The organism is Halomonas sp. PAMB 3264 (assembly GCF_031954245.1).
GTDB lineage: Bacteria > Pseudomonadota > Gammaproteobacteria > Pseudomonadales > Halomonadaceae > Vreelandella.
Map to the genome: position 1 here is coordinate 2,013,133 of NZ_CP134866.1, position 20,561 is coordinate 2,033,693.

At 60.6% G+C, this 20,561-nt stretch carries 21 protein-coding genes; 5 read left to right on the forward strand and 16 right to left on the reverse strand.

The window, feature by feature from the left end; all coding sequences use genetic code 11:
• Positions 1–231: 231 nt before the first annotated feature.
• The 4 genes from RN347_RS09055 to rpoE all read right to left on the reverse strand — a co-directional run bounded on the left by RN347_RS09055 (position 232) and on the right by rpoE (position 4,515).
• Positions 232–1,647, reverse strand: coding sequence for a DegQ family serine endoprotease (locus tag RN347_RS09055; RefSeq protein WP_263587109.1), 1,416 nt, complete (start codon positions 1,645–1,647; stop codon positions 232–234).
• A 167-nt stretch (positions 1,648–1,814) separates the two neighbouring features.
• Positions 1,815–2,837: a MucB/RseB C-terminal domain-containing protein gene (locus RN347_RS09060; protein WP_311957963.1), complete on the reverse strand. Its 1,023-nt coding sequence runs from the start codon at positions 2,835–2,837 to the stop codon at positions 1,815–1,817.
• Positions 2,838–2,898: 61 nt separating this feature from the next.
• On the reverse strand, positions 2,899–3,654 hold the full coding sequence (locus tag RN347_RS09065) for a sigma-E factor negative regulatory protein (RefSeq protein WP_311957964.1): 756 nt from the start codon (positions 3,652–3,654) through the stop codon (positions 2,899–2,901).
• Positions 3,655–3,915: 261 nt separating this feature from the next.
• Positions 3,916–4,515, reverse strand: coding sequence for an RNA polymerase sigma factor RpoE (rpoE, locus tag RN347_RS09070; protein WP_263587106.1), 600 nt, complete (start codon positions 4,513–4,515; stop codon positions 3,916–3,918).
• Positions 4,516–5,005: 490 nt separating this feature from the next.
• Between rpoE and RN347_RS09075 the strand changes: the two genes are divergently transcribed.
• Positions 5,006–6,076, forward strand: a complete 1,071-nt coding sequence (locus RN347_RS09075; protein WP_263587105.1) for a 3-deoxy-7-phosphoheptulonate synthase — start codon at positions 5,006–5,008, stop codon at positions 6,074–6,076.
• Positions 6,077–6,180: 104 nt separating this feature from the next.
• On the opposite strand, the gene dinG is transcribed toward RN347_RS09075, so the two are convergent.
• Positions 6,181–8,310 (reverse strand): ATP-dependent DNA helicase DinG, encoded by a 2,130-nt coding sequence (gene dinG / locus RN347_RS09080; RefSeq protein ID WP_311957965.1) that lies wholly within the window; start codon positions 8,308–8,310, stop codon positions 6,181–6,183.
• A gap of 5 nt (positions 8,311–8,315) precedes the next feature.
• Positions 8,316–9,590, reverse strand: a complete 1,275-nt coding sequence (locus RN347_RS09085) for a DEAD/DEAH box helicase (protein ID WP_311957966.1) — start codon at positions 9,588–9,590, stop codon at positions 8,316–8,318.
• A gap of 143 nt (positions 9,591–9,733) precedes the next feature.
• On the opposite strand from RN347_RS09085, the gene RN347_RS09090 reads away from it, so the two are divergent.
• The gene (locus tag RN347_RS09090; protein WP_311957967.1) at positions 9,734–9,982 is read left to right on the forward strand and encodes a hypothetical protein; all 249 of its coding nucleotides are present in this window, start codon (positions 9,734–9,736) and stop codon (positions 9,980–9,982) included.
• Positions 9,982–10,809, forward strand: coding sequence for an exodeoxyribonuclease III (gene xthA, locus RN347_RS09095; RefSeq protein WP_263587101.1), 828 nt, complete (start codon positions 9,982–9,984; stop codon positions 10,807–10,809). The genes RN347_RS09090 and xthA overlap by 1 nt, the downstream gene beginning before the upstream one ends.
• Before the next feature lie 26 nt (positions 10,810–10,835).
• Here the strand turns inward: xthA and RN347_RS09100 are convergent, their stop codons facing one another.
• The 9 genes from RN347_RS09100 to RN347_RS09140 all read right to left on the reverse strand — a co-directional run bounded on the left by RN347_RS09100 (position 10,836) and on the right by RN347_RS09140 (position 18,933).
• Positions 10,836–11,909 carry a hypothetical protein gene (locus RN347_RS09100; RefSeq protein ID WP_311957968.1) on the reverse strand — a complete coding sequence of 358 codons (1,074 nt, stop codon included), beginning with the start codon at positions 11,907–11,909 and terminating at the stop codon, positions 10,836–10,838.
• Positions 11,910–11,911: 2 nt separating this feature from the next.
• Complete coding sequence (locus RN347_RS09105) at positions 11,912–12,682, reverse strand: TonB family protein (RefSeq protein ID WP_311957969.1); 771 nt, start codon at positions 12,680–12,682, stop codon at positions 11,912–11,914.
• Entirely contained in the window at positions 12,679–13,086 is a 408-nt protein-coding gene (locus tag RN347_RS09110; protein WP_311957970.1) for a biopolymer transporter ExbD, read from the reverse strand. Before RN347_RS09110 ends, RN347_RS09105 begins: the two co-directional genes overlap by 4 nt.
• Positions 13,079–13,621, reverse strand: a complete 543-nt coding sequence (locus RN347_RS09115) for a MotA/TolQ/ExbB proton channel family protein (protein WP_263587097.1) — start codon at positions 13,619–13,621, stop codon at positions 13,079–13,081. The genes RN347_RS09110 and RN347_RS09115 overlap by 8 nt, the downstream gene beginning before the upstream one ends.
• Positions 13,622–14,980: a MotA/TolQ/ExbB proton channel family protein gene (locus RN347_RS09120; RefSeq protein ID WP_311957971.1), complete on the reverse strand. Its 1,359-nt coding sequence runs from the start codon at positions 14,978–14,980 to the stop codon at positions 13,622–13,624. It abuts the gene before it with no gap.
• Complete coding sequence (locus RN347_RS09125; RefSeq protein ID WP_311957972.1) at positions 14,977–15,747, reverse strand: DUF3450 domain-containing protein; 771 nt, start codon at positions 15,745–15,747, stop codon at positions 14,977–14,979. Before RN347_RS09125 ends, RN347_RS09120 begins: the two co-directional genes overlap by 4 nt.
• Positions 15,748–16,140: 393 nt before the next feature.
• Complete coding sequence (locus tag RN347_RS09130) at positions 16,141–17,010, reverse strand: OmpA family protein (RefSeq protein WP_263587094.1); 870 nt, start codon at positions 17,008–17,010, stop codon at positions 16,141–16,143.
• A gap of 295 nt (positions 17,011–17,305) precedes the next feature.
• Positions 17,306–17,773, reverse strand: coding sequence for a DUF2489 domain-containing protein (locus RN347_RS09135; protein WP_311957973.1), 468 nt, complete (start codon positions 17,771–17,773; stop codon positions 17,306–17,308).
• 134 nt (positions 17,774–17,907) lie between these two features.
• Positions 17,908–18,933 (reverse strand): COX15/CtaA family protein, encoded by a 1,026-nt coding sequence (locus RN347_RS09140; protein ID WP_311957974.1) that lies wholly within the window; start codon positions 18,931–18,933, stop codon positions 17,908–17,910.
• A gap of 350 nt (positions 18,934–19,283) precedes the next feature.
• On the opposite strand from RN347_RS09140, the gene RN347_RS09145 reads away from it, so the two are divergent.
• Together RN347_RS09145 and RN347_RS09150 are read left to right on the forward strand one after the other, a co-directional pair.
• Positions 19,284–19,493 carry a hypothetical protein gene (locus RN347_RS09145; RefSeq protein ID WP_263587091.1) on the forward strand — a complete coding sequence of 70 codons (210 nt, stop codon included), beginning with the start codon at positions 19,284–19,286 and terminating at the stop codon, positions 19,491–19,493.
• Between the two features lie 10 nt (positions 19,494–19,503).
• Complete coding sequence (locus RN347_RS09150; RefSeq protein ID WP_263587090.1) at positions 19,504–19,833, forward strand: DUF6482 family protein; 330 nt, start codon at positions 19,504–19,506, stop codon at positions 19,831–19,833.
• 25 nt (positions 19,834–19,858) lie between these two features.
• On the opposite strand, the gene RN347_RS09155 is transcribed toward RN347_RS09150, so the two are convergent.
• Positions 19,859–20,491 carry a TetR family transcriptional regulator C-terminal domain-containing protein gene (locus RN347_RS09155; RefSeq protein ID WP_311957975.1) on the reverse strand — a complete coding sequence of 211 codons (633 nt, stop codon included), beginning with the start codon at positions 20,489–20,491 and terminating at the stop codon, positions 19,859–19,861.
• Between the last annotated feature and the right edge of the window lie 70 nt (positions 20,492–20,561).

Consider the following 20,561-nt stretch of genomic DNA (forward strand, 5'->3'; position numbering starts at 1 on the left):
GATATGTACGAAGCCCTGTACGGTACAAAAAAATAACACGGCCACGTGCAATGAATAATTGGCAGCATTGTACCGTTAGCAAGACGCGGGTGCCATGTTCATTGCGCCGCGCCCAAGCGCCTGGTCCGCTTCACGCCCTGCGCGGTCGAACCACTGATGGCAAAACGCCCCGGCGGGCCGGGGCGTTGACGATCACTTTGTATCGACTCGGCGTGATCCGAGTAAAGCCGTTTACTCTTGCAAGCGCAGCGCGATGAACAGCGAGCGGCCGTCGCGGTAGAGGCGCACCGGGATGGCGCGGTCGTTGGGTAGTGACTCGACGATGCCAGCAAGCTCCTCGGCAGACGTCACGCTCTTGTGATCGACGCTGACGAGAACGTCGCCTGGCTGAATACCAGCGTCAGCGGCAACGCTGCCCGCCTCGACCTGGCGAACTTCCACACCGCCGCCAATGCTCAAACGCTCCTGAAGCTCCTCACTTACCTCTCCCACGCTCACGCCCAGGCGGGTTTGTTCGTTGCTACCGTTCGCGGCACTGCCCTGCTCGGACTCAGGCCAGCTGCCGAGCTGAAGGGTCTGCTCGATCTCTTCTCCGTCGCGAATCACCGTTAGCGACACATCGCTTCCGGGAGCAACGCGACCGATTAGGCGTGGCAGCGTGCTGGAGCGGTCGACCTCTTCACCGTTGACGCCAACGATCACGTCCCCGGCCTGCAGGCCGCCTTGTGCCGCCGGGCCTTCCGGGTCAAGATCCGCGATGAGCGCGCCGATGGCGTCGTCCATGCCAAAGGATTCGGCCAGATCGCGGGAGACAGGCTGAATCATCACGCCCAGCCAGCCGCGGTTGACGTGGCCTTCCTCACGCAGCTGGTCGGCCACGTTCATCGCCACGTTGATCGGAATCGCGAAGGAGAGTCCCATGAAGCCACCGCTGCGGGTGAAAATCTGGGAGTTGATGCCGATGACCTCGCCTTCGAGATTGAAAAGCGGCCCGCCAGAATTACCCGGATTGATCGCGACATCGGTTTGAATGAAAGGCACGTAGGCGTCGCGCGGCAGCGTGCGATTGATCGCGCTGACGATACCCGCGGTCACCGAATGGTCGAAACCAAAGGGCGAACCAATGGCCGCCACCCATTCGCCGACCTGAAGATCGTCGGAATCGCCCAAATTGAGTACCGGCAGGTTGTTGGCATCGATTTTCAAAAGCGCCACGTCGGTTTGCTGGTCGCTACCGATCAGCTCGGCAGAAAGCTCGCGACGATCGTTCAAACGCACGAGAATTTCGTCGGCATCCTGCACCACGTGTGCGTTGGTCAGCACGTAGCCATCGGCGCTAATGACGAAACCCGAGCCCAGGGACTGGCGCTCTTCGCTACGACCGCGCCCCTGCTCTCCGGGTGGTGCCGGGAAGCTGTCGCCGAAGAAGTGGCGGAAAATTTCCGGAATGTCCTGACCGCCGAAGCCGCGCATGTCGGGGCCGCTTCGCTGAACCGTTCGGCTGGTCGAGATGTTGACTACGCCCGGGGCGGCGTCTTCGACCAGCTCGGTAAAATCGGGAAGGTTTTGTGCGTAGGCCGATTGGCCCATTATCAGCAGCGCCGTCATGCACAGCCAAAGCGAGTAGGAAACAACCGAACGCCTCATGGGATAAAGCTCCTCGTTCTAACAGCAATCACACCTGGGAAGGGATTCGGCTCATCGAGCCATCAAGCAGATTAAAGACTCATTGCTGGGAAAAACGTTCCATTTGCCTGCTAACCGCTTTACCAAGCCTTACGATACGTGCCGAGCGGGTAGGCGCAAGCAGGCTTTTAGCCGCGGCCAGGAACGTGTGCACCGAACTCGATCGACTGAACGATGCGGCGCACCTGCCCGGCCGGCAGCTCACCGATCGCTACGAGCTGCCAGCGCTCACCTTCGATATCGACAAGCTCGATCGCGATTCCTGAAACCCCCAGCGTGTAGGCGCCTGCTTCGAGCGCTTCATCGCCCGCTGGCGCGGCAAACACGCTCACCGACGAAAGGCCGTCGCTGAAAAAGCGCTGCGGCATGGGGTTACTGCTGGTGATTTGGGCCGGTTGCGCTACGAAGCCCGCTGGGAGCCAGTTGACTTCCCAATCCGGGTCCGCCAGACCACGGCCTTGCTCACTCATGAGCGGGCCTTCGTAAAGCGACGGCGATTGAAGCTGGGTCATCTGAAAGGTTTCGACCACGCGGGACTGGGTATCGCTCAGCTCGTGCTTGAGCAACAGGCCGGTCTCCTCATCGACCCACCAGGTATGGGCGTAACGATTGTCATCGTGAGGCTCGAAGCGCAGTCTGGACGCCACGCGCCCGGCCACGCGCTCTTCATTTTCGAGCGATACATCGTAATAGGTTTCTACGTGTTCAGCCCAGGCACGGGGCGTAACCGCAATATCGAAATCGCTCTCACCGGGAAGCGCCCAAGCCAGCTTGCCGGCCTGAGAACGGCGCTCGACGCTAATGGAAGGACCATCCAGGTGCTGAACGACCTGCTGACGCACCCCATCCTGAACGCGATGAGAAAGCGCCAGCGTGCGTACACCGATACTGTTGATGGAGACCGCGCGGGCCTGGTATTCATAGCAGTGGCTTGCCAGCATCGTGCGGATTAGCCACTCGTCGACGGAACTCGGCGCCTGAGTTAAAAGCGGGGTGGAACAGGTCTGGCGAGCCGCTTCTGTCGAGGGCGCCGTGGAGGGCTGATCGGCCTCGCTGCTCGCCTGAGCAGTTGTGGGAAACGAAAGCGCCACGACTGCTGCACAGAGCGCACCCCTTGCAAACCACGACGCTACCTCGACCCTCACGATCATCCCTCATCCTTTAATCGCTACCGATAAAAACGCTTACTGAACTGCCGGGCGCGCCAGCCGATTAGCGCTGACCAAGCGGCTCGACGATAGAGGATGAGCGCATGAGCGGCATCCAGCTATCGCCACTGCCTGCGGCGGCTCCCTGCGCGTGCTGCTCGAGGTAGGACTGGAGCAGGTTGATTTGATCGGCGTCAATGGCGCTTGTGGGCGCAGAAAACGTCTGAGCCGCGTTGGACACCGCCGGCGTCGAGGCGCCAAATGATTCGCTTACGTTCATCAAGCCGCTGCGACCGGCCTGACCGTTCACACGAAACGCCGTTGGCTCGAACATGGGAACGTCAGAAGACGTCACCGCATTGGTACCGCCTAGGCTTGCCGGCTGCACTTGAGCGCCAGCGTTCGAAGACACCGCGGCCAGGTCGCTGCCTCCTTGAGTGGCGGTTGAAACGCTGCCGTCACTGTTCAAAAACTGCACCCCAGTGACGACCATCAGCGATACCGCAGCGGCAACGCTCGCCCCACGGGCAAACGAGACGCGACCGGGTTTGGCAAGCGAGCCAATGCTCGACGTATCTCGCTGTGCATCGAGCTGCGGCGCCGGCTCGTTTTCAAGCCGGGCCATGATGCCGGCGGAGAGGTCAAGGCTCACATCAACCGAGCGCTCGCGCTGCATCATACTGCGAGCCAAGTGGTAGCGGCGCCAGGACTCGGCAGCGCCTGCTTCTTCGGGCAGTGACTTGAGCACGCGGCGAAGCTCCAGCTCTTCGCTTTCGCCATCCATCAATGCCGATAGTGATTCTCGTGTATTCAAACTCATACTTACACCCTCACGCTGTGTTTAAAAACGTCTCGAGCCACGGTTGTCGGTATGGCCGCGAGCGTATTCACAGGCCAACACTTGAGTTTGGCGCGCCCCATCAAGGCATTACCAATCACTTGATCGATCTGACGGCGCGCCATACTTGCTGTTTACTTGCTGGTTAATCTGGTCACGCACTATGACGCCGTTGACCGCTGACAGTTCACAAAAAAGTGAAATTGCTTATGGGATTTTCTCGCGGCCCGCGCCATCTGGCGTTTACTCATCGCGGCTATTGCGTGAGGTGCTGACCAGCGGCCGAATATGTTCATCCACCGCTTCGCGCGCCCGAAAAATGCGCGAACGCACCGTGCCCACCGGACACTGCATGACTTGGGCGATATCTTCGTAGGCAAGTCCATCGAGCTCGCGAAGCGTAATGGCGGTACGAAGATCGTCCGGCAGGCGCTCGATTGCCTCGAACACTGCCGCTTCGAGCTGGTCCCGCGCAATCGAGGCTTCAGGAGACTCACTGTCCGCTAGCCGGCCGCTCTGGTCGAGCATCTCGGCATCGACGATATCCAGATCACTGCCTGGTGGGCGGCGTCCGCGCGAAACGAGATGGTTTTTTGCCGTGTTGATCGCGATACGGTACATCCACGTATAGAAAGCGCTTTCCGAACGAAATTTACCAAGCGCCCGGTACGCCTTGATGAACGCTTCCTGAGCGACATCCTGAACCTCGGCATGATCGTGAACGTAGCGACCGATCAGTCCGATTATCTTGTGCTGATATTTTTTCACAAGCAGATCAAAAGCGCGTAAATCACCTTTTTGGGCACGTTCAACCAGCTGCTGATCCGTTTCACGAGTGCTCATTCACACTCTCCCCCGGCTCGAACGCTTAACGCCGATCCTTGATACCCTTCGCCCTCCGAGGCGGGCTTTAACAGCATGCAACATAGCGTCCCTTGGGCAAATTAAATAAATCATTGACCGTAAATAAACTGATTGGCCAAGGACGTCACTCATACGGAGCGGTTTATAAACCGGCCCGCCGAACGACTGGAACAGTGGCCCGTATCGAGCGCGGCCCGGCCTTGCCGACACTAGCGTCGGACTTTTTTGCGTGACCGCCTACCTGATAGGCGATAGAGGCGTTAGCGCTCCTTGCACGTACTCCATGTACGTACTCCATGTACGTAGTGTTACGCGTTATCTGCCGTGCATCAAGCACATTGCCGCGCGTATCAAATCCATGAGCAGACACTATCGGTTAACACCGGGTTCCGTAACAATTGATTTTTACTCTCTTAACGCGCCATAGTAGTGCCCAATTTTACCCAGGCTGCCACGTACAGGAAGCACCATGTCCGATCAACAAGTGAGTAACTTAAACGTTCTGGCTCAGGATGTCTTGACGACGCCGGACGCGTTGAAAACCGCCGTCCCATTGACCGAAAAAGCCGAGCAGACCGTCATCGAGGGCCGTCGGGTCATCCAGAACATTCTGGATGGCAAGGATCCGCGCCTTCTCATGGTCGTGGGCCCCTGCTCGATTCACGACGTGGATGCCGCGATCGATTACGCCAAAAAGCTTCGTGCCCTCGCCGATGAGGTCAGTGATTCGCTTTATATCGTCATGCGCGTCTACTTCGAGAAGCCACGTACCACGGTCGGCTGGAAGGGATTGATCAACGACCCGCACCTGAACGACTCCTTTGAGATCGATGAAGGGCTTCACATCGCGCGCAAACTGCTGGTGGAGCTTGCCGAACTCGGCCTACCGCTGGCCACCGAGGCACTGGATCCGATTTCGCCGCAGTATCTGCAGGACTGCATCAGCTGGTCGGCGATCGGCGCGCGCACCACCGAGTCGCAGACGCATCGAGAGATGGCCTCTGGCCTCTCCTGCCCGGTTGGCTTCAAAAACGGTACCGACGGAAGCCTGGACGTCGCCATGAACGCGCTCGAGTCGGTGGCCAACCCGCACAACTTCCTCGGTATCAACCAGGCAGGCCAGGTATCGATCATTCGCACCCGCGGCAACGCCTACGGCCACGTGGTGCTGCGCGGCGGCAACGGCAAACCCAACTACGATAGCGTCAGCGTCGCGCTTGCCGAAAAGGAGCTGGCCAAGGCGAAGCTCTCCGCCAATATCATGATCGACTGCTCTCACGCCAACTCCAACAAGGATGCCGCGCTGCAGCCGCTGGTACTGGAAAACGTCACCCATCAGATCCTCGAGGGCAATACCTCGATCATGGGCCTGATGGTCGAATCCAACCTGGGCTGGGGTAACCAAAAGCTCACGGCGGATACCAGCCAGCTCACCTACGGCGTGTCGATCACCGACGCCTGCATCGATTGGGATACCACCGTAGAGGCGTTCAGAAAAATGAACGACCAGCTCGCCCCGGTGCTTGCCAAGCGTAAATAGCACATTGATACGAGACCACAAAAAACGCCCCGCGAGCAGTCGCGGGGCGTTTTTTTTGTGCGGCTTTCATTTTCAAACCCGACGCCAAACCTTATGCCTTGGCCTCAAGCGCCGATCTCGCGGCGAAACGGCGGCAGCGCGTCCAGTAGCGCCTGGCCGTAGCGGCGCGTAATGACTCGCCGATCCAGCAGCGTAATCACGCCCTGATCGCTCTCCTTTCGAATCAGCCGGCCACAGGCCTGAACCAGCTTGATCGAGGCGTCCGGCACGCTGATACGCATGAATGGATTACCGCCCTGGCTTTCGATCCACTCGGCAAGCGTTGCCCCTACGGGGTCGTCCGGCACCGCGAAAGGCAGCCTGGTAATGACCACGTGCGTCAGATAGTGGCCGGGCAGATCGATGCCCTCGGCAAAGCTTGCCAAACCAAAGATGATGCTGCCCTCGCGCCGATCCACCGCGGCGCGATGGCGTTCGATCAGCTCGCGCTTGGGTAGCGCGTCCTGAGCCAGCACCCGCTCGCGGGCCTTTCCCGTCAGCGCCTTCTCGACCGCTCTGAGCTGAGCGCGCGACGAGAAAAGCACCAGCACCGCCTCACGTTCATCGAGCGAGTCGACGAAGGTGACGATAGCACGCTCGTGAGCGTCACGGTCGCCCGGGTCCACCGCCTCTGGCGGCACTCTCAGCACCGCGTTGGCGTAGTCGAAAGGGCTTGGCAGCGCCTGATAACGGTAGCGGTTAGCCAGCCCCGCCCGCTCCTGAAGACGCTCGAAGCGCCCAAGCGCGGTTAATGTGGCCGAGGTCACCACCGCACCGTGGCAGCGCCCCCAGAGGTGTTTGGCCAGCGTATGCGCCGCGGATACCGGGCTTGCCGAGAACTCGATCTCCGGCTCGCCGCCGGCGCGGCTCAGGGTGACCCAGCGCGCGCTTGGCGCCGCGTTGGGCGGGTCCTGCTCACTCATGCTTTGCCACAGCGCGTGGGCGTCCAGGCTTCGCCCGTGCAGCAGCGCCACCAGCGGCAGCCAGCTTTCGGCCTGCTCGCGCTCAAGACCGGTTTGCTTATCCGGGTCCAGGGTTTCACGCAGAATATCGCTGATGCTCTCAAGCGCCCGCGAAAGGGTCGCGAACTGAGTAACCAACTGGCTCGCCTGTTCTCTGAGCGCCTCGGGCAGTTGCCCCTTCTCGAAGCGAAACTGGTGCAGAGACTCATCGTCCGTTAGCCCCCGGTCGCGTCCGGCGAGCTGGTGGCCCAGGCTGAACACATCGCCCAGCGCCGGCTCGAGCCCGCGCAAGAGCTCGGGAAGCCCTGCCAGAAGCCGGGCTATGGTGGGCTGACCACCAAGGCCCGTGTTCAGCTCGCCAAGGCTCGATTTCAGCGTACCCAGCCAGCGCAGGCAGGCGTTGACTGCAAAGCGGTGGGCAAAGTGGGAAAGCGCCTTGTCCGGCAGGTGGTGACCTTCATCGAACACGAAAATGCACTCCGCCGGGTCCGGCAGTATCGCCCCCCCGCCGAGCGCCAGATCCGCGAGCACGAGGTCGTGATTGGCGACGATGATATCGGCGTTTTCGAGTTCGCGCCTTGAGCGGAAAAAAGCGCAGGCACCAAAGTGACCGCAGCGCCGACCGGTGCACTGGCGATGATCGACGGTCAAGCGCCGCCAGTGGCTATCGTCGATCGACTCAGGCCAGTTGTCGCGGTCGCCCTCCCAGGTGCCGCTGCCGTAGGCTTCGGCCATGTCGGTGGCCAGCACGGTAAACTCGCTGCCCTGCTCGGCCAGCGACTGCTCGAACAGCGAATGGGTCGGGTTGGGTTCGACGCCTTCCAGCGCCTGATCCAGGCGCGCCACGCAGACGTAGCGCCCTCGCCCCTTGGCCAGAGCGTACTTGAACGTTAGCCCGCTGTGGCGGGAGAGCGCCGGCAGATCCTGGTTGAGCACCTGCTCCTGAAGGGCGACCGTGGCGGTCGAGACGATCAGGCGCTTACCGCGGGCCTTGGCCACCGGCAGCGCCGAAATCAAATAAGCGAGCGTCTTGCCGGTACCGGTGCCCGCTTCCAGCACGCAAACGTGCTGGTCGCTGACGCGCTTGCCTTCACCATCGACTTCGATATCGCCCAGCGTGCGGGCAATTTCGGCGATCATCAGCCGCTGACCGTAGCGTGGCGTCAGCGACAGCTCCTCGACCACCTGACGATACGCCGTTTGGATGCTCGCCTTGAGCTCGTTGTCCAGCATCGCGTTTAAAGCATGCCTTCCGGCGGATGCTCGCAGGGCAGTTTGTCGTTGATGTAGCGCTCGATTTCCGGCAGCGAGAACGCATCCTCTTCACCCACGAAGCTGATCGACACGCCCTTGGCACCGGCGCGACCGGTGCGGCCGATCCGGTGAACGTAGTCCTCCGGGTCTTCCGGCAGCGTATAGTTGATCACGTGGCTGACGTCTTCGATGTGGATACCGCGACCGGCAACGTCGGTGGCGACCAGCACCTGGATCGCGCCTTCACGAAACTCCTCGAGGGTCTGGATCCGCTGGCCCTGGGGCACGTCACCAGAGAGCATCGCCACGCTTACACCCGCCTTTCTCAGCGCGCTATCGAGCTTGCGCACCAGATCCCGGCGGTTGCCAAACACCATCACGCGCTCGAAGCTCTCCTGCTCCAAAAGCTTGACCAGCAGACGCTGCTTGTCATCGTCGGAGACGAGGTAGACGCGCTGATCGATGTCGGCCTGGTTCTCGACGGTGACCTCGATCTCGACGTGGGCCGGGGTCTGCGTCCACTGACTGGCAAGGCTCAGAATATCGTCGGTGAAGGTGGCCGAGAACAGGAACGTCTGCCGCTCCTCTTTCTTTGGCGTGTAGCGGATGATGCGCTTGACGTCGGGGATGAAGCCCATCGAGAGCATGCGATCGGCCTCGTCGAGCACCAATACCTCGACCTCGGAGAGATCGACATCACGCTTTTGATGAAAGTCCAAAAGCCGACCGGGCGTGGCCACGAGAATGTCGACGTTTTTGGTCAACGCTTCGCGCTGGGCCTGATACTCCATACCGCCTACGACGCTGGCAACGGCAAGATCGGTGAAGCGCGAAAGCGCTTTGGCGTCCTTCTCGATCTGCAGCGCAAGCTCCCGGGTAGGCGCGATGATCAGCGCCCTGGGCGCGCCGGGCTTTTGCCCGTTCGGTGCCGGCTCTTCCAGAAAGTAGGCGAGCACCGACATCAAGAACGCGGCGGTCTTGCCGGTACCGGTCTGGGCCTTGCCGACGATATCGCCGCCCAGAAGCGTCTGGCGCAGCGCCTCGGCCTGGATGGGGGTGCAGTATTCGAACCCCTGGGCGTGGATGGCGCGCATCAAGGGCAGCGGCAAATCGAAGTCATGAAAGCGCCACTTGCCGGCCACGGCGGGCACCTGAAACTGGCGTAAATCCCAGCCGGATTGACGGCGGCGCGGCTTACGGCGACGACGTTTGGGCTTGCGGTTCTGGGCCGATGCTGTGGTCTGTTCCGACTCGCTCATAGGCTTTCTATCTGTCCATTACGGTGGATGTTGGCATCACGACGCGCATAGTGTATCACAGGGCGCGCCAATTAGAGCGGTGCCCGGTGTGCCCGAAACGCTTGCCTGTTAGAATGGCGATCAAATCGATCAAGGAGCGCGACATGACGCGTAAGAAAAAAACCCGTTCGCTGGCGGACAAGGTCACCATTCGTACCGGCCGGCGCAAGGACTATAAAAAGTGGCGCAAGGAGAACCCGGATCAGGTCGCACCCTCGCGGCGTTTCGTGGCTAAAAAGCAGCAGCAGCGCAAACTCCAGGCGGTACGCAAGCTCGCCCGCGAGCAAAGCGGCCAATCCATCGAGATCCATCCCGAGCGAAAGGACGACCCTGCGCCGGGAGACAACGCCTGATGCGCCTGGTCTCGTTCAATATCAACGGTATCCGAGCCCGCCTGCATCAGCTTCAAGCGCTGATCGACATCCAGGCCCCGGACATCATCGGTCTGCAGGAAACCAAGGTGCAGGATAGCGAGTTTCCGATCAAGGATGTCGAGGCGATGGGTTACCACGTCGTCTATTACGGCCAAAAAGGGCACTACGGCGTGGCCATGCTCACTCGCCAGAAGCCACAGTCCGTGGTCTACGGCTTCCCCGATGATGAGGAAGACGCCCAGCGGCGAATGATCGGCGTTACGCTCGCCTGCGAAGACGGTGAGCCGGTCACGATCTACAACGGCTACTTCCCCCAGGGGGAAAACGTGTCGCACCCGACCAAGTTTCCCCACAAGGAACGCTTCTACCAGCAGCTTTCACGCCTGCTCGACACGCGCCACCAACCAACCGAGCGCCTGGCCATCATGGGCGACTTCAATATCTCTCCTGAAGATCAGGACATCGGTATCGGTGAGCCGGCTCGCAAGCGTTGGCTGCGCGAGGGCAAAACCAGCTTTCAGCCGATCGAGCGCGAGTGGCTCGAAGGCATCAAGGCCTGGGGCTTGACGGACAGCTATCGCGTCTGTCACCCGGATGATGACGAGCGCTTTAGCTGGTTCGACTACCGTTCGAAAGGCTTCGACCGTGAGCCCAAACGCGGGCTGCGGATCGACTACATTCTGACCACGAAAGCCCTTCGTGATAAGGCGAGCGGCGCCGGTATCGATTACGATCTACGCGCCATGGAGCGCCCTTCAGATCACGCCCCAACCTGGAGCGATTTCGCGCTCACGCTCGCCCCCTGACACTGTCAGGCGTTGCCCGGGCGCGTTTAGTGCAAGCTTGCAAGCCAGGCATCGACCTCTTCGTCGCCAAGCGCCTGGGCCTGTTGCCAGGCGCGCTCGGCGCGGGCCTCATCGTTCCAGGCGTAGGCGAGCTGGCCATAGCGGCGCCAGTGTTCGGCTTTACCGCTTTGCTCAGCAAGCGCCTGCCATGCATCGAGCGCCTGCTCACGATCTTTCGCCTGACTCCAGGCCGCAGCCACACGACGAAGAGTAGCCTCGCTGCGCGCCAGGCGCTCGCCGTCAAGCGCCGCCTGGAGGTGCTCGGCGGCCCGGGCGGGCGTACCCCCGGCAAAATGAAGCTGGATCAGCGTCTCGAAATCCTCGTCGCTTTCGAATTTTCCCAGCTGCCACGCAGTTTCCCAAAGCCCGGCGGCTACATCCGCCTGCCCCGCCTGCTGAGCAAGCCCGGCGGCCTGGCGCCACTCGTCGCTGCTACTCTCCTCATCCAGGCCCTCGAGCAGCCAGCCAAGCGCCTGCTCGCCCTGGCCGGCGCGGCGCATCACGTTCAAAGCCAGCGCCTGGCGAGCCTCGGTTGTTGGTTCGCTCTGCTCCAGAAGCGACGAGAGGCGTTCGGCGGCGGCGTCCCACTGGTCATCGTCGGCCAGCAGTCGCACCAGTTGCCAACTCATGTCGGCGTCGCTGCCGTTTTTTAGCCACTGCTGGTAAAGCGTAATCGCTCGAGTACGCTGCCCAGCGGCGCGGCGTAGCTGCGCTTCTTCGCGCAGCCAGCGGCGGGCCTGCTCGCCGCCGACGCTCGAGCGCGCCCGAGCGCTGGCAAGCCGGTCGGCAGCGGCGCCGGTATCGCCCTGGCGCGACAGGGCGCCGGCCGCCAACTGGTAATAGAGCGCACTCGCCCACTGATCCGAACGGTTGCCGCTTTCAAGGCGCTCGGCCTGACGAAGCGCGCGCTCGACGACACTTTCGAGCGCCTGCTCGCCCTGGGCGCTGGCAAGCGAGCCCTGCAACGCGTTGAGATCACGAATGATATCGCCAGAGAGCGGCGCGTCGGCCTGGGCCGCTGCGACCCAACCGCTAAACAGTAAAAGCGCTAAACGTTTCATGGCTACCTCAGCTGAAAGTCGATGCGCTGGGTGGCGCGGCGCAGCTGCTGGCTGGGTGGAAATTGCCAGCTGGCAATGGCATCTCGCGCGGAGTCCTCGAACACGCGCCGCGGCTGCGCATTAATCACTTGAATGGAGCCGGCATCCACGCTGCCATCGCGACGAATGACGAAACTCACTTCGACAAACCCTTCCATATTGCGCCGCAGCGCACGATTCGGGTAGACCGGGTCCGTTTTACTGGTTGCTGCGATCTGCCCGACGCTCACCGGCTCATTGGAAACCGGCGCTTGCGGCGCGGGTGCGGGCGCAGACTGGGCCGGCGCCGGTGACGGCGAAGGTGAAGGCGCCGGCTGGGGCGATGGCGTCGGTGCCGGCTGGGGCGATGGATCAGGCGTTGGTTCGGGCTCAGGTTCGGGCACCGGCTCCGGCGTGATTTCGGTCAGTTCCGGCAGGTCACTGTCGAGCTCGACGGGTTCGACCGGCTCATCGGGAAGCTCCACTTCCGGGAGCGCAATGGCGCTGTCCGCACTCGCCAGCGGTTCTGGCGTCGGCATGGGCGGCGGCTGGGCGGCGGTGGGCGGCGGCGCCTCCGCCGGCGCGGGCGCTTCCGGCTCCGGCGCGATCTCGGGGGCTTCGACCATGTTCATGCTCATGGTGATCTCAGGCTCCTCAAAAGGCTGATCCGGCGGCGTGACCAGAAGGGCCAGACACCAGAAAAGCCCAACCGCCAGCGCCGCGCCCGCCAGAAGCGATAGCAGGCGACGAATCATTGCGCGCCCCGGCTCGCGGCCACCGCCACCTGGTCGACTCCGGCCTGCTGAAGGCGATCCATGACTTCGATGAGAAGCCCGGTGGTGGCGTCGCGGTCGGCCTGAATCACGACGGAGCCGTCGGCGCTCAAGAGCCCCGCCACTTCCTGACCGACACTGTGAACGTCCACGGGGCGACCATCGACCCAAACCGCGCCTTCCGGCGTGACCGCGACCAACACCTGAGCATCCGGACGTGGGCTTGCCGAGCTCGACTCTGGGCGCTCGATCTCGATGCCGCTTTCGTTGATGAAGCTGGTGGTGACAATGAAGAAAATCAACATGATGAACACCACGTCGAGCATCGGCGTCAGGTTGACGTCGGCGCCTTCCGCGGCGCTATCGGCTGAATGACGTCTACGCATCGTTACTCTCCAGGGCACGCGCCAATCGATCGTGAAGACGCTGATCCTCGCGACGGATCACGTGCTCCAGGCGACTAATGAATAAAAGTCCTACAACGGCAATGGCCATACCCGTCAGCGTGGGGAGCGTTGCCCGCGCCACGCCATCGGCCATCGCGCGGGCCTGCTGGGTGTCGCTGTAGGTCAGGCTATCGAATACCGAGATCATGCCGGTGACGGTGCCCAAAAGCCCCAGCAATGGGCAGAGTGCGACGAGTAGCTTGAGCCAGGGCAAGGGTCGGCGCAGCCGGCGAACCAGCGCATCAGACCAGACCTGGCGCAGCGTGCGCGCGCTCCAGCTGCGATGATCCTCGCGCGCGGTCCAGCGCTTGATCAGCTGCCGACGGGCGCGCCGCCACGTGACTCGGTAGTACCACCAGCGCTCGATCGCCATGGCAAACACCGCAATCGCGACGACGGCGAGCACCACCAGTACGACCCCGCCCGCTTCGATCAGCCGCTCGACGGGCTCGAGCCAGAGAGGAAGCGTCGGCATTTAGCTCACCACTTTGCCATCATGGGCGGACTGCGCTTCCAGATGATCGGCAAGCGTAGCACTGGCTTCGCCTTCGATGACCTGGGTCAGGTAGCGGCTACGGCTCGAGAGCGCAGTTTGTGCGAACAACAGCGGTACCGCCGTCACCAGCCCCAGTACCGTGGTCACCAGTGCCTGGCTGATACCGCCGGCCATCAGCTGCGGGTCGCCGGTGCCGAACACGGTGATCGCCTGGAAGGTAACGATCATGCCGGACACGGTACCCAAAAGCCCCAACAGCGGCGCAATCGCGGCGAGTAGCTTGACCATCGGCTGGCCGCGCTCGATGCGCGGAAGCTCTGCCAATACCGCCTCGTCCAGACGCGCTTCCAGCGCTTCGGGCGTTTGGTGCTTGTCCATGTCCTTGAAGCGATGCAGCACGCGCCCCAGGGGGTTGTTATCCTTGAGGTTATCGAGCGAGCGACGCTGGCGATTGACGCGAGCGCTGACGACCCACAAATAGAGATATTGCGCCAGTGCGACTAAAAGCCCGATCACCCCGAGTACGACGACCACATAGCCCACATAGCCACCCTGCTGAAAGCGCTCCCAAAGACTTGGCTGCTGTGTCAGTGCCGTGAGCACGCTACCCTGAGACGGGTCGATGGCAAACTCACGGCTGTCGCCGCGATAATACTCCCCCAGGACACGCTCGATTTCGCTTGGGGTGCGCGGCAGCGTCGACACCGAACCGTCCTCTTCACTGACGCGCAAAAGCGCCGTGTCGGTGAAGGCGGCAAAATCACCGAGCCGCACGACATCGCGCTCTTCGATGTTGCCTCCGGCATCGGCCACTGGCAAGCGCACGCGCTCGGCCTGGCCCGTGGCAACGCTAAGCCTGGCGAGGCTGTCGACCACGCGTTCGAGCTGGGCGCGCTCCAGCACGTCCACGCTGTCCAGTCGCGGAGGCAGCTCGGCAGCGCCCAGCGTGAGAAGGCTTTGCGCGCCCAACTCGTTGCGTACTTCATCGCTTTGGCGCGCAAGCGTCGAGAGCAGCGAAGAGAGCTCTTCGCCCTGCTCGCCCTGACGGCTGGCGAGCGCGTTGCCACGTTCGGTTTGCGCTTCTTGTTGCTCGGCTAGCGCTTCCCGGCGCGCCAGAGCGTCGGCGTTGGCGGCGCGGGCATCCGCCAGCGCCTGCTCGAGCGCCTGCTGGTCGTTCAAAAAGCCTTCCAGTCGAGCATGGTCGCGCGCCTCGGCGGCCTCGCGCGCTTCGCTCAACGATGAAAACTGGCTCGTTTGCGCAAGCGCCGGTGTCACTAGCAGACAGCCCAGAACGAAGGCGCCCAGCGCACGCCAGCGCTTTGGTGTTGATACGTTCATGACGGGTTTTCCTGCTCGGCGGTGATCGATAGCGGGAGGTAGAGAAGCTCGGGTGTGCGCTGATCGTCGGCAATGCGCAGGGCGTTTCGCACTTCGCGCCGGCCGTGCTCGCCCAGTGGCTGCCACTGGCCGCTCTCGGCGTTCCAGAGCGCGCCTTCACGCCCGTCCGGCGTCAGGTAGTAGTAGCCAATACGCCCGACCCGCAAATAGTCGACCTCGCGAGCGCTCCCCTCTTCAAGCGTCAGCCGACCGCGCCAGTGATCGATTGCGCGGCCGTACTCGAGCTCTACCCGCCAGGTTTCCAGGAGCTGTTCGATGCGCTCGGCGCTACTGGCCCCCTGAAGATTCTCTATACGCGCAAGGCGTTCGTCGAGAAGAAACGGAAGATCGTTTTCGATGAACGACGTGAGCTGCTCGGTCATGTCCTGCTCGATCACGGGAAGTGCTGCACGCGTTTCGCTAACGGTATCCAGTGCACTGCCCAGCGTCTGCTGCCGCTCGGCCTCCTGTGCCAAGCGTGCGGTAAGAGCGGCATTCGACGCTTTGAGCGAGCGGGTTTCGCGCTCGAGCTCTCTGAGCTCTTCAAGAGCCGTGCGTGTCTGCTCATCAGCGGCATCGATTTGTTGCTGAAGGGCCGACTGTTGTTGTTGGGCCTCGACGCCCTGTGCGGCCTGGTCGAGAGCTTCATCGCTTGCGATCGCGTGAGTACTCACCAATACGCAGACGCTCCAGCCTCCCAGCGAGCTAAAGAAGGGCCTTTTCAGCACGATACTTCTCCATTGCGGTTAAACGACAGCCGGGCTGCCACGCCTTGTATTCGTTAAACATAATAACGATTTACGTCTGTCCAGTGGTTACATAGCGTACCACTAAAAAAATAAATGACAATATTTATCATTAACATTCAGCCGCGGGAATGTATACGAAAGGGTCACAAATCGTTCAGTAAACGCCGGTAACAAGCTTAAAGCGGCGTTGAGAGGAATGGATCAAGTTTGGAATGGAAAATGAAACGCCATTGGAAAGAAATGTGGCGAAACGCTGGCGCCAACGCCAAAAAGCAAAGCGCCGGCCGAAGCCGACGCTTTATTTGGATCCTGACCGCAAATGCGATTCGGATCGGTAACGGATACCTAACTATCCATTACGTCACGAGTGGCTTAGTTCCACTCGTCCAGTTCTACACGACGGTTCTGAGCACGACCTGCGTCGGTGTCATTGGTCGCGATCGGACGCTCTTCACCGTAGCCCACAGCGCGCATGTCGCTGGCCGGTACGCCACGCTGGTTCAGGTAACGAGCCACGGACTCGGCGCGCTCCTGAGACAGCTGCATGTTGTACTGGTCGGAACCAACAGAGTCGGTATGACCAGCGATGCTGACGCGAACGCCCTGGTTGTTGACCAGACGCTCGGCAACGCCGTTCAGAACCTGCTGGGCTCCAGGCGTCAGGCGCGCAGAGTCGAACTCGAAGTTAACGTTTTGCAGTACAACGCTCTCTTCACAGCCCAGTGCGTTGACTTCGACACCGGCCGGAGTGTTCGGGCACTGGTCGCGGTAGTCCGGCACGCCGTCGTTATCGGAATCCAGCGGGCAACCTACGGCGTCAACCTGTACGCCGGCCGGAGTACCCGGGCACTGGTCGCGGTAGTCCGGTACGCCGTCGTTATCGGAATCCAGCGGGCAGCCTTGCGCGTCAGTGGCAACGCCAGCGGGTACTTCGCCGTAAGTCGGGCACTGCGGCTCGACCGGCTCGGGCGTGCGGTCGGCACACAGCAGAGCGCCGATAGCCGCACCAGCGGCTGCGCCGGTAGCGGCACCGCTTTCTTCGTCAGAACGACCGCTAACGCCGTAACCGATACCGCCACCGATCAAACCACCAGCCAGACCGCAAACGGCCGGATGCTGGTACCAGCTACGATCGCTGCTAGCGCTGGCTTGACCTGACGATTGGGAAGCAGAGCTGGCACACCCGGAAAGGCCTACTACCAAAGCCGACCCGATGAGCAAGCCTGTCGTTGATTTTTTCATGCAAGACTCCTTCTTGATCCAATGCTAACGAGGTCGATTAACCACGTTGGTCCAATGCTTCTTATATAACGAGAGCATCCGTTTTTTCGTTTGATCGGTGTGTAATGAACCAAAGCTCACTTACCCGATCGATTCGCCAATCGTCCCCTACCTGTGAGGCAAGCTGGATGGCATCAATGCCTTGATATCAACTTCTTGCCAATATCGGCATATCTAGCATAGCAAAACTCTTGTAACTGACGCCAAGAAAAGTACGCTAACTTCCAGGGCGCGTCTATAGAAGAGCTTTGCTCAATTAGTGTAGCGCCGAGCGGCCCTTGGCGCGCCATTCAAGCACCGCTTTCGCCGCTTTCAATACGTCCGAACGCATTTCGGTTTCCACTTCGATGCGCTCCTTGTCCTCTTGCATGCGTTCACGCGGAGTGAGCTGCTTTCTGGCCGAATGCGTCTTCAAATGGCGCGTTCGGTTATACACATCGGCAAACGCTTGAAACTCTTTACGTTCGGTAAGGCTTGGGTCGACTATTTCGAGCAACACTTTACATCGCCAGCTGCCTTCGGTGATATCGACCTGCTCCTGCACCAAGGCGCTTGCCACATAGTCGAGGTTTTCGAGGCTGTTTTGCTGGGCACGTTGATCCTCTTCAAGACGAAAGGCCTCGCGCCTTTTGACCTCTTTGCGCAGTGTAATGGCGTAGACGCTCAATCCAATCACGACGCCCGCGCCCACGAGTAGCAGTATTAACGCCCAAAGAGAGTTCATGCGCCAGTCCTGTCAGGCCGTATGTGCTCATCGCTCGATAGTTTATACATGCCTTTGCCTTTACCGAATCAATATTTGTGCGGAAATTGTACACTCTATATAGCTGATTTGCCCAATGTTATCGAGAAATTAGTTCAACGCGGCTGTTTTATCACGCTGTTTTCTTCATTTAGCTGACGCCAGTGCCACCAGGCCAAACAAAAACTTGCCGAAAGCAGTATTGCACCGGCGGTATGCAGTAGGGCCAGCCAGAGCGGCAACCACATCAATACGTTCGCTGCGCCCAACGCCGCTTGAGCAAGATAGGCGCCAAGCGTCAATCCAAGCACGCCACGAAGTGAAGCAGATCGTCTGTACCGTAAAAAAAGCGCCATCAAAGCAAGCCCTAAAAGCAGCGCCCCGAATCGATGAATGACCTGAATGGCGGTGCGCGCCTTTGCGTGTAGCTGCCCGTGCAAATAGTTCGGGCCTACCGTTTGCGTTAGATGTAGCGCTTCGCTGAAATCCATCGGCGGCCACCACTGCGCGTTACAGGTAGGAACCCCCTGACAAGCAAGCCCGGCGTAGTTGCTGGTAACCCAACCGCCTAGTGCCAGTTGCAGTACCAAAAGCAAAGCGGCGAACGCCCAAAGCGCGTTACCTGCACGATTCCTCAAAGGCTTTTGCTGTCGACTTCTACGAACGCGTAGATAAAGCCATAGAAACAGCATGAGCACACCAATACCGCCCAGAAGGTGAAGCGTCACCACCTGAGGCCAAAGCTTGAGCGTAACGGTAAACGCGCCGAAGGCACCCTGCAATGCAATGATGCCCAGCAGCGTAAGGCTCAACTGCCAGGGATAGTCTTCAAGGCGACGAAGCGCGCGGCCCAATAACACGATCAAAACGACCAGCGCTCCCAAAAGCGTTGCCATATAGCGATGAATCATCTCCATCCACGCCTTGGCGGGCTCCAGCGGCGCATCGGGATGCTTGAGTACGGCGTGTTCACTATCCGGCACCAAAAGGCGTCCATAGCAGCCAGGCCAGTCGGGGCAGCCAAGCCCGGCATCAACGAGCCGAGTCCAGGCGCCTAAAAGAATCACGCAGGCTGTCAAAAGCACTCCTGCGAGCGTGAGATAATCAAGCCATTTCAACCGTTTCTCCATGGCGGTCTGCATACTGTTTCCTTACCGTCGGCCCGGCTCTTCAAGATACGCGCGCCTTGAAATAGAACGTTTGAAATAGAACTGTCGGTTTAGCCAAGGCTTTGAAGCGATCCGAACTCGCCAAAGCGAGAAAGATGCGCTCTCGACCTTATACGTGGCGGCGGGAGTTTCGCGACATCCGCTTTTTTACCCAATGCCGGCCCTGCCTGTAGAGCGTCGCGTACCAGCGATCTCCCGTGTTGGCTAAATTGCGCGACGGTGGGCGCCACTATCCGCTATAGTTTGGCGAGTCAGGGTAGCACTATCGCGCCGTAGGCAAGATGGTTTCGTATCCACGCAAAAAATTCCCGGGGAGTTATTCAATGTTTCAACGCTGTACCTTCTTGTCTGCCTCATTGATGGCCGCCGTGCTGGCCGGCATTTCCGGCTGCACGACCTACACCTGGCCTGACGGCTCTCAGGAAACCGTGATCGGTGTCGTACCTGAAGACGAAAATCAGCGCTTCGAGGAACAGCGCGCCGAAGGAGCACGTTACCGCGTACCAGGCGTTGCCTCCGAACCCCCGCAGTAGGAGCGCTTCGATGCCACTCGACACCATTACTCTGGAAGCGCTTGCTAAAGAGACCGTGCCGGCAGCCACCTACCGCATCGAGATTCATGCGCTGGATAGTAGCTGGTACGTGGTTCGCCTTCACGGTCGAGAAGACGTACTAACGCTAGTGGATGAGAGTCAACGTGCGGTGCGCTATACCGGCCCGCAATGGGTAAGCCGGGCGTTTAGGCCGCTTGGCTTTACCGATGCCGTTTTAACACACTCCGATGTCTTCGATGAAATGATCGGCGCTCCGACCCAAACCGTTTCACCCGAAGAGCGCCTGGCTTTTGGCACGCGCGTTGCGCTTCAAACCTGACCTGTACGTCAAGAGCAGGTAACGCTCACCCAATACCGCACCCTTTCAAAATGACTCGCTCCAGGAAAGCGCTGATATCGGCAATGTCTGTGTGACTCAAGCGCTCACGCCCGAGGATGGCATTCACCTGAGCGCCATAGTCGGCGTAGTGCTGGGTCGACGACCAGATCAGAAATATCAGATAGCGTGGGTCGACATCGTCCATTTTCCCCATCGCCGACCAGGCTTTGATCACGGCGGCGCGACTTTCGACCCAGGCCCTGAGCTCGCCTTCCAGGTAGTGCTCGAGAAATGGCGCCCCGGCCAGAATTTCCGCGGCGAACAGACGTGAGCCCTCGGGATAGCGCTGGCCGAGCTCGATTTTGGTGCAAATAAAGCGACCGAGCACCTCGCGCGGATCGGATTGCGGGGTGATATCGTCGATCACCGCGTTCCAGCGCGTCATCATCCGGCCCAATAGCTTGAGATATAGCGCCTGCTTGTTTCCCATGTAGTAAAGAATGTTGGCCTTTGGAAGGCCGGCCCGGTCGGCGATGGCCTGCAGGCTCGCTCCGCGGTAGCCGTGCAGCGCGAAAACGCACTCGGCCGCGTCCAGAATGGCCTTCTCCTGGGCCTCACGCCCGCCTCTCTCCTTCGGGGTTTGTCGGGAGCTTTTCATAGGGCTTCCTTGAGCGTTGAACAACGGTGGCGGCTGCTTTGATAACGGCCGATGAAACGCACTAAAAAAG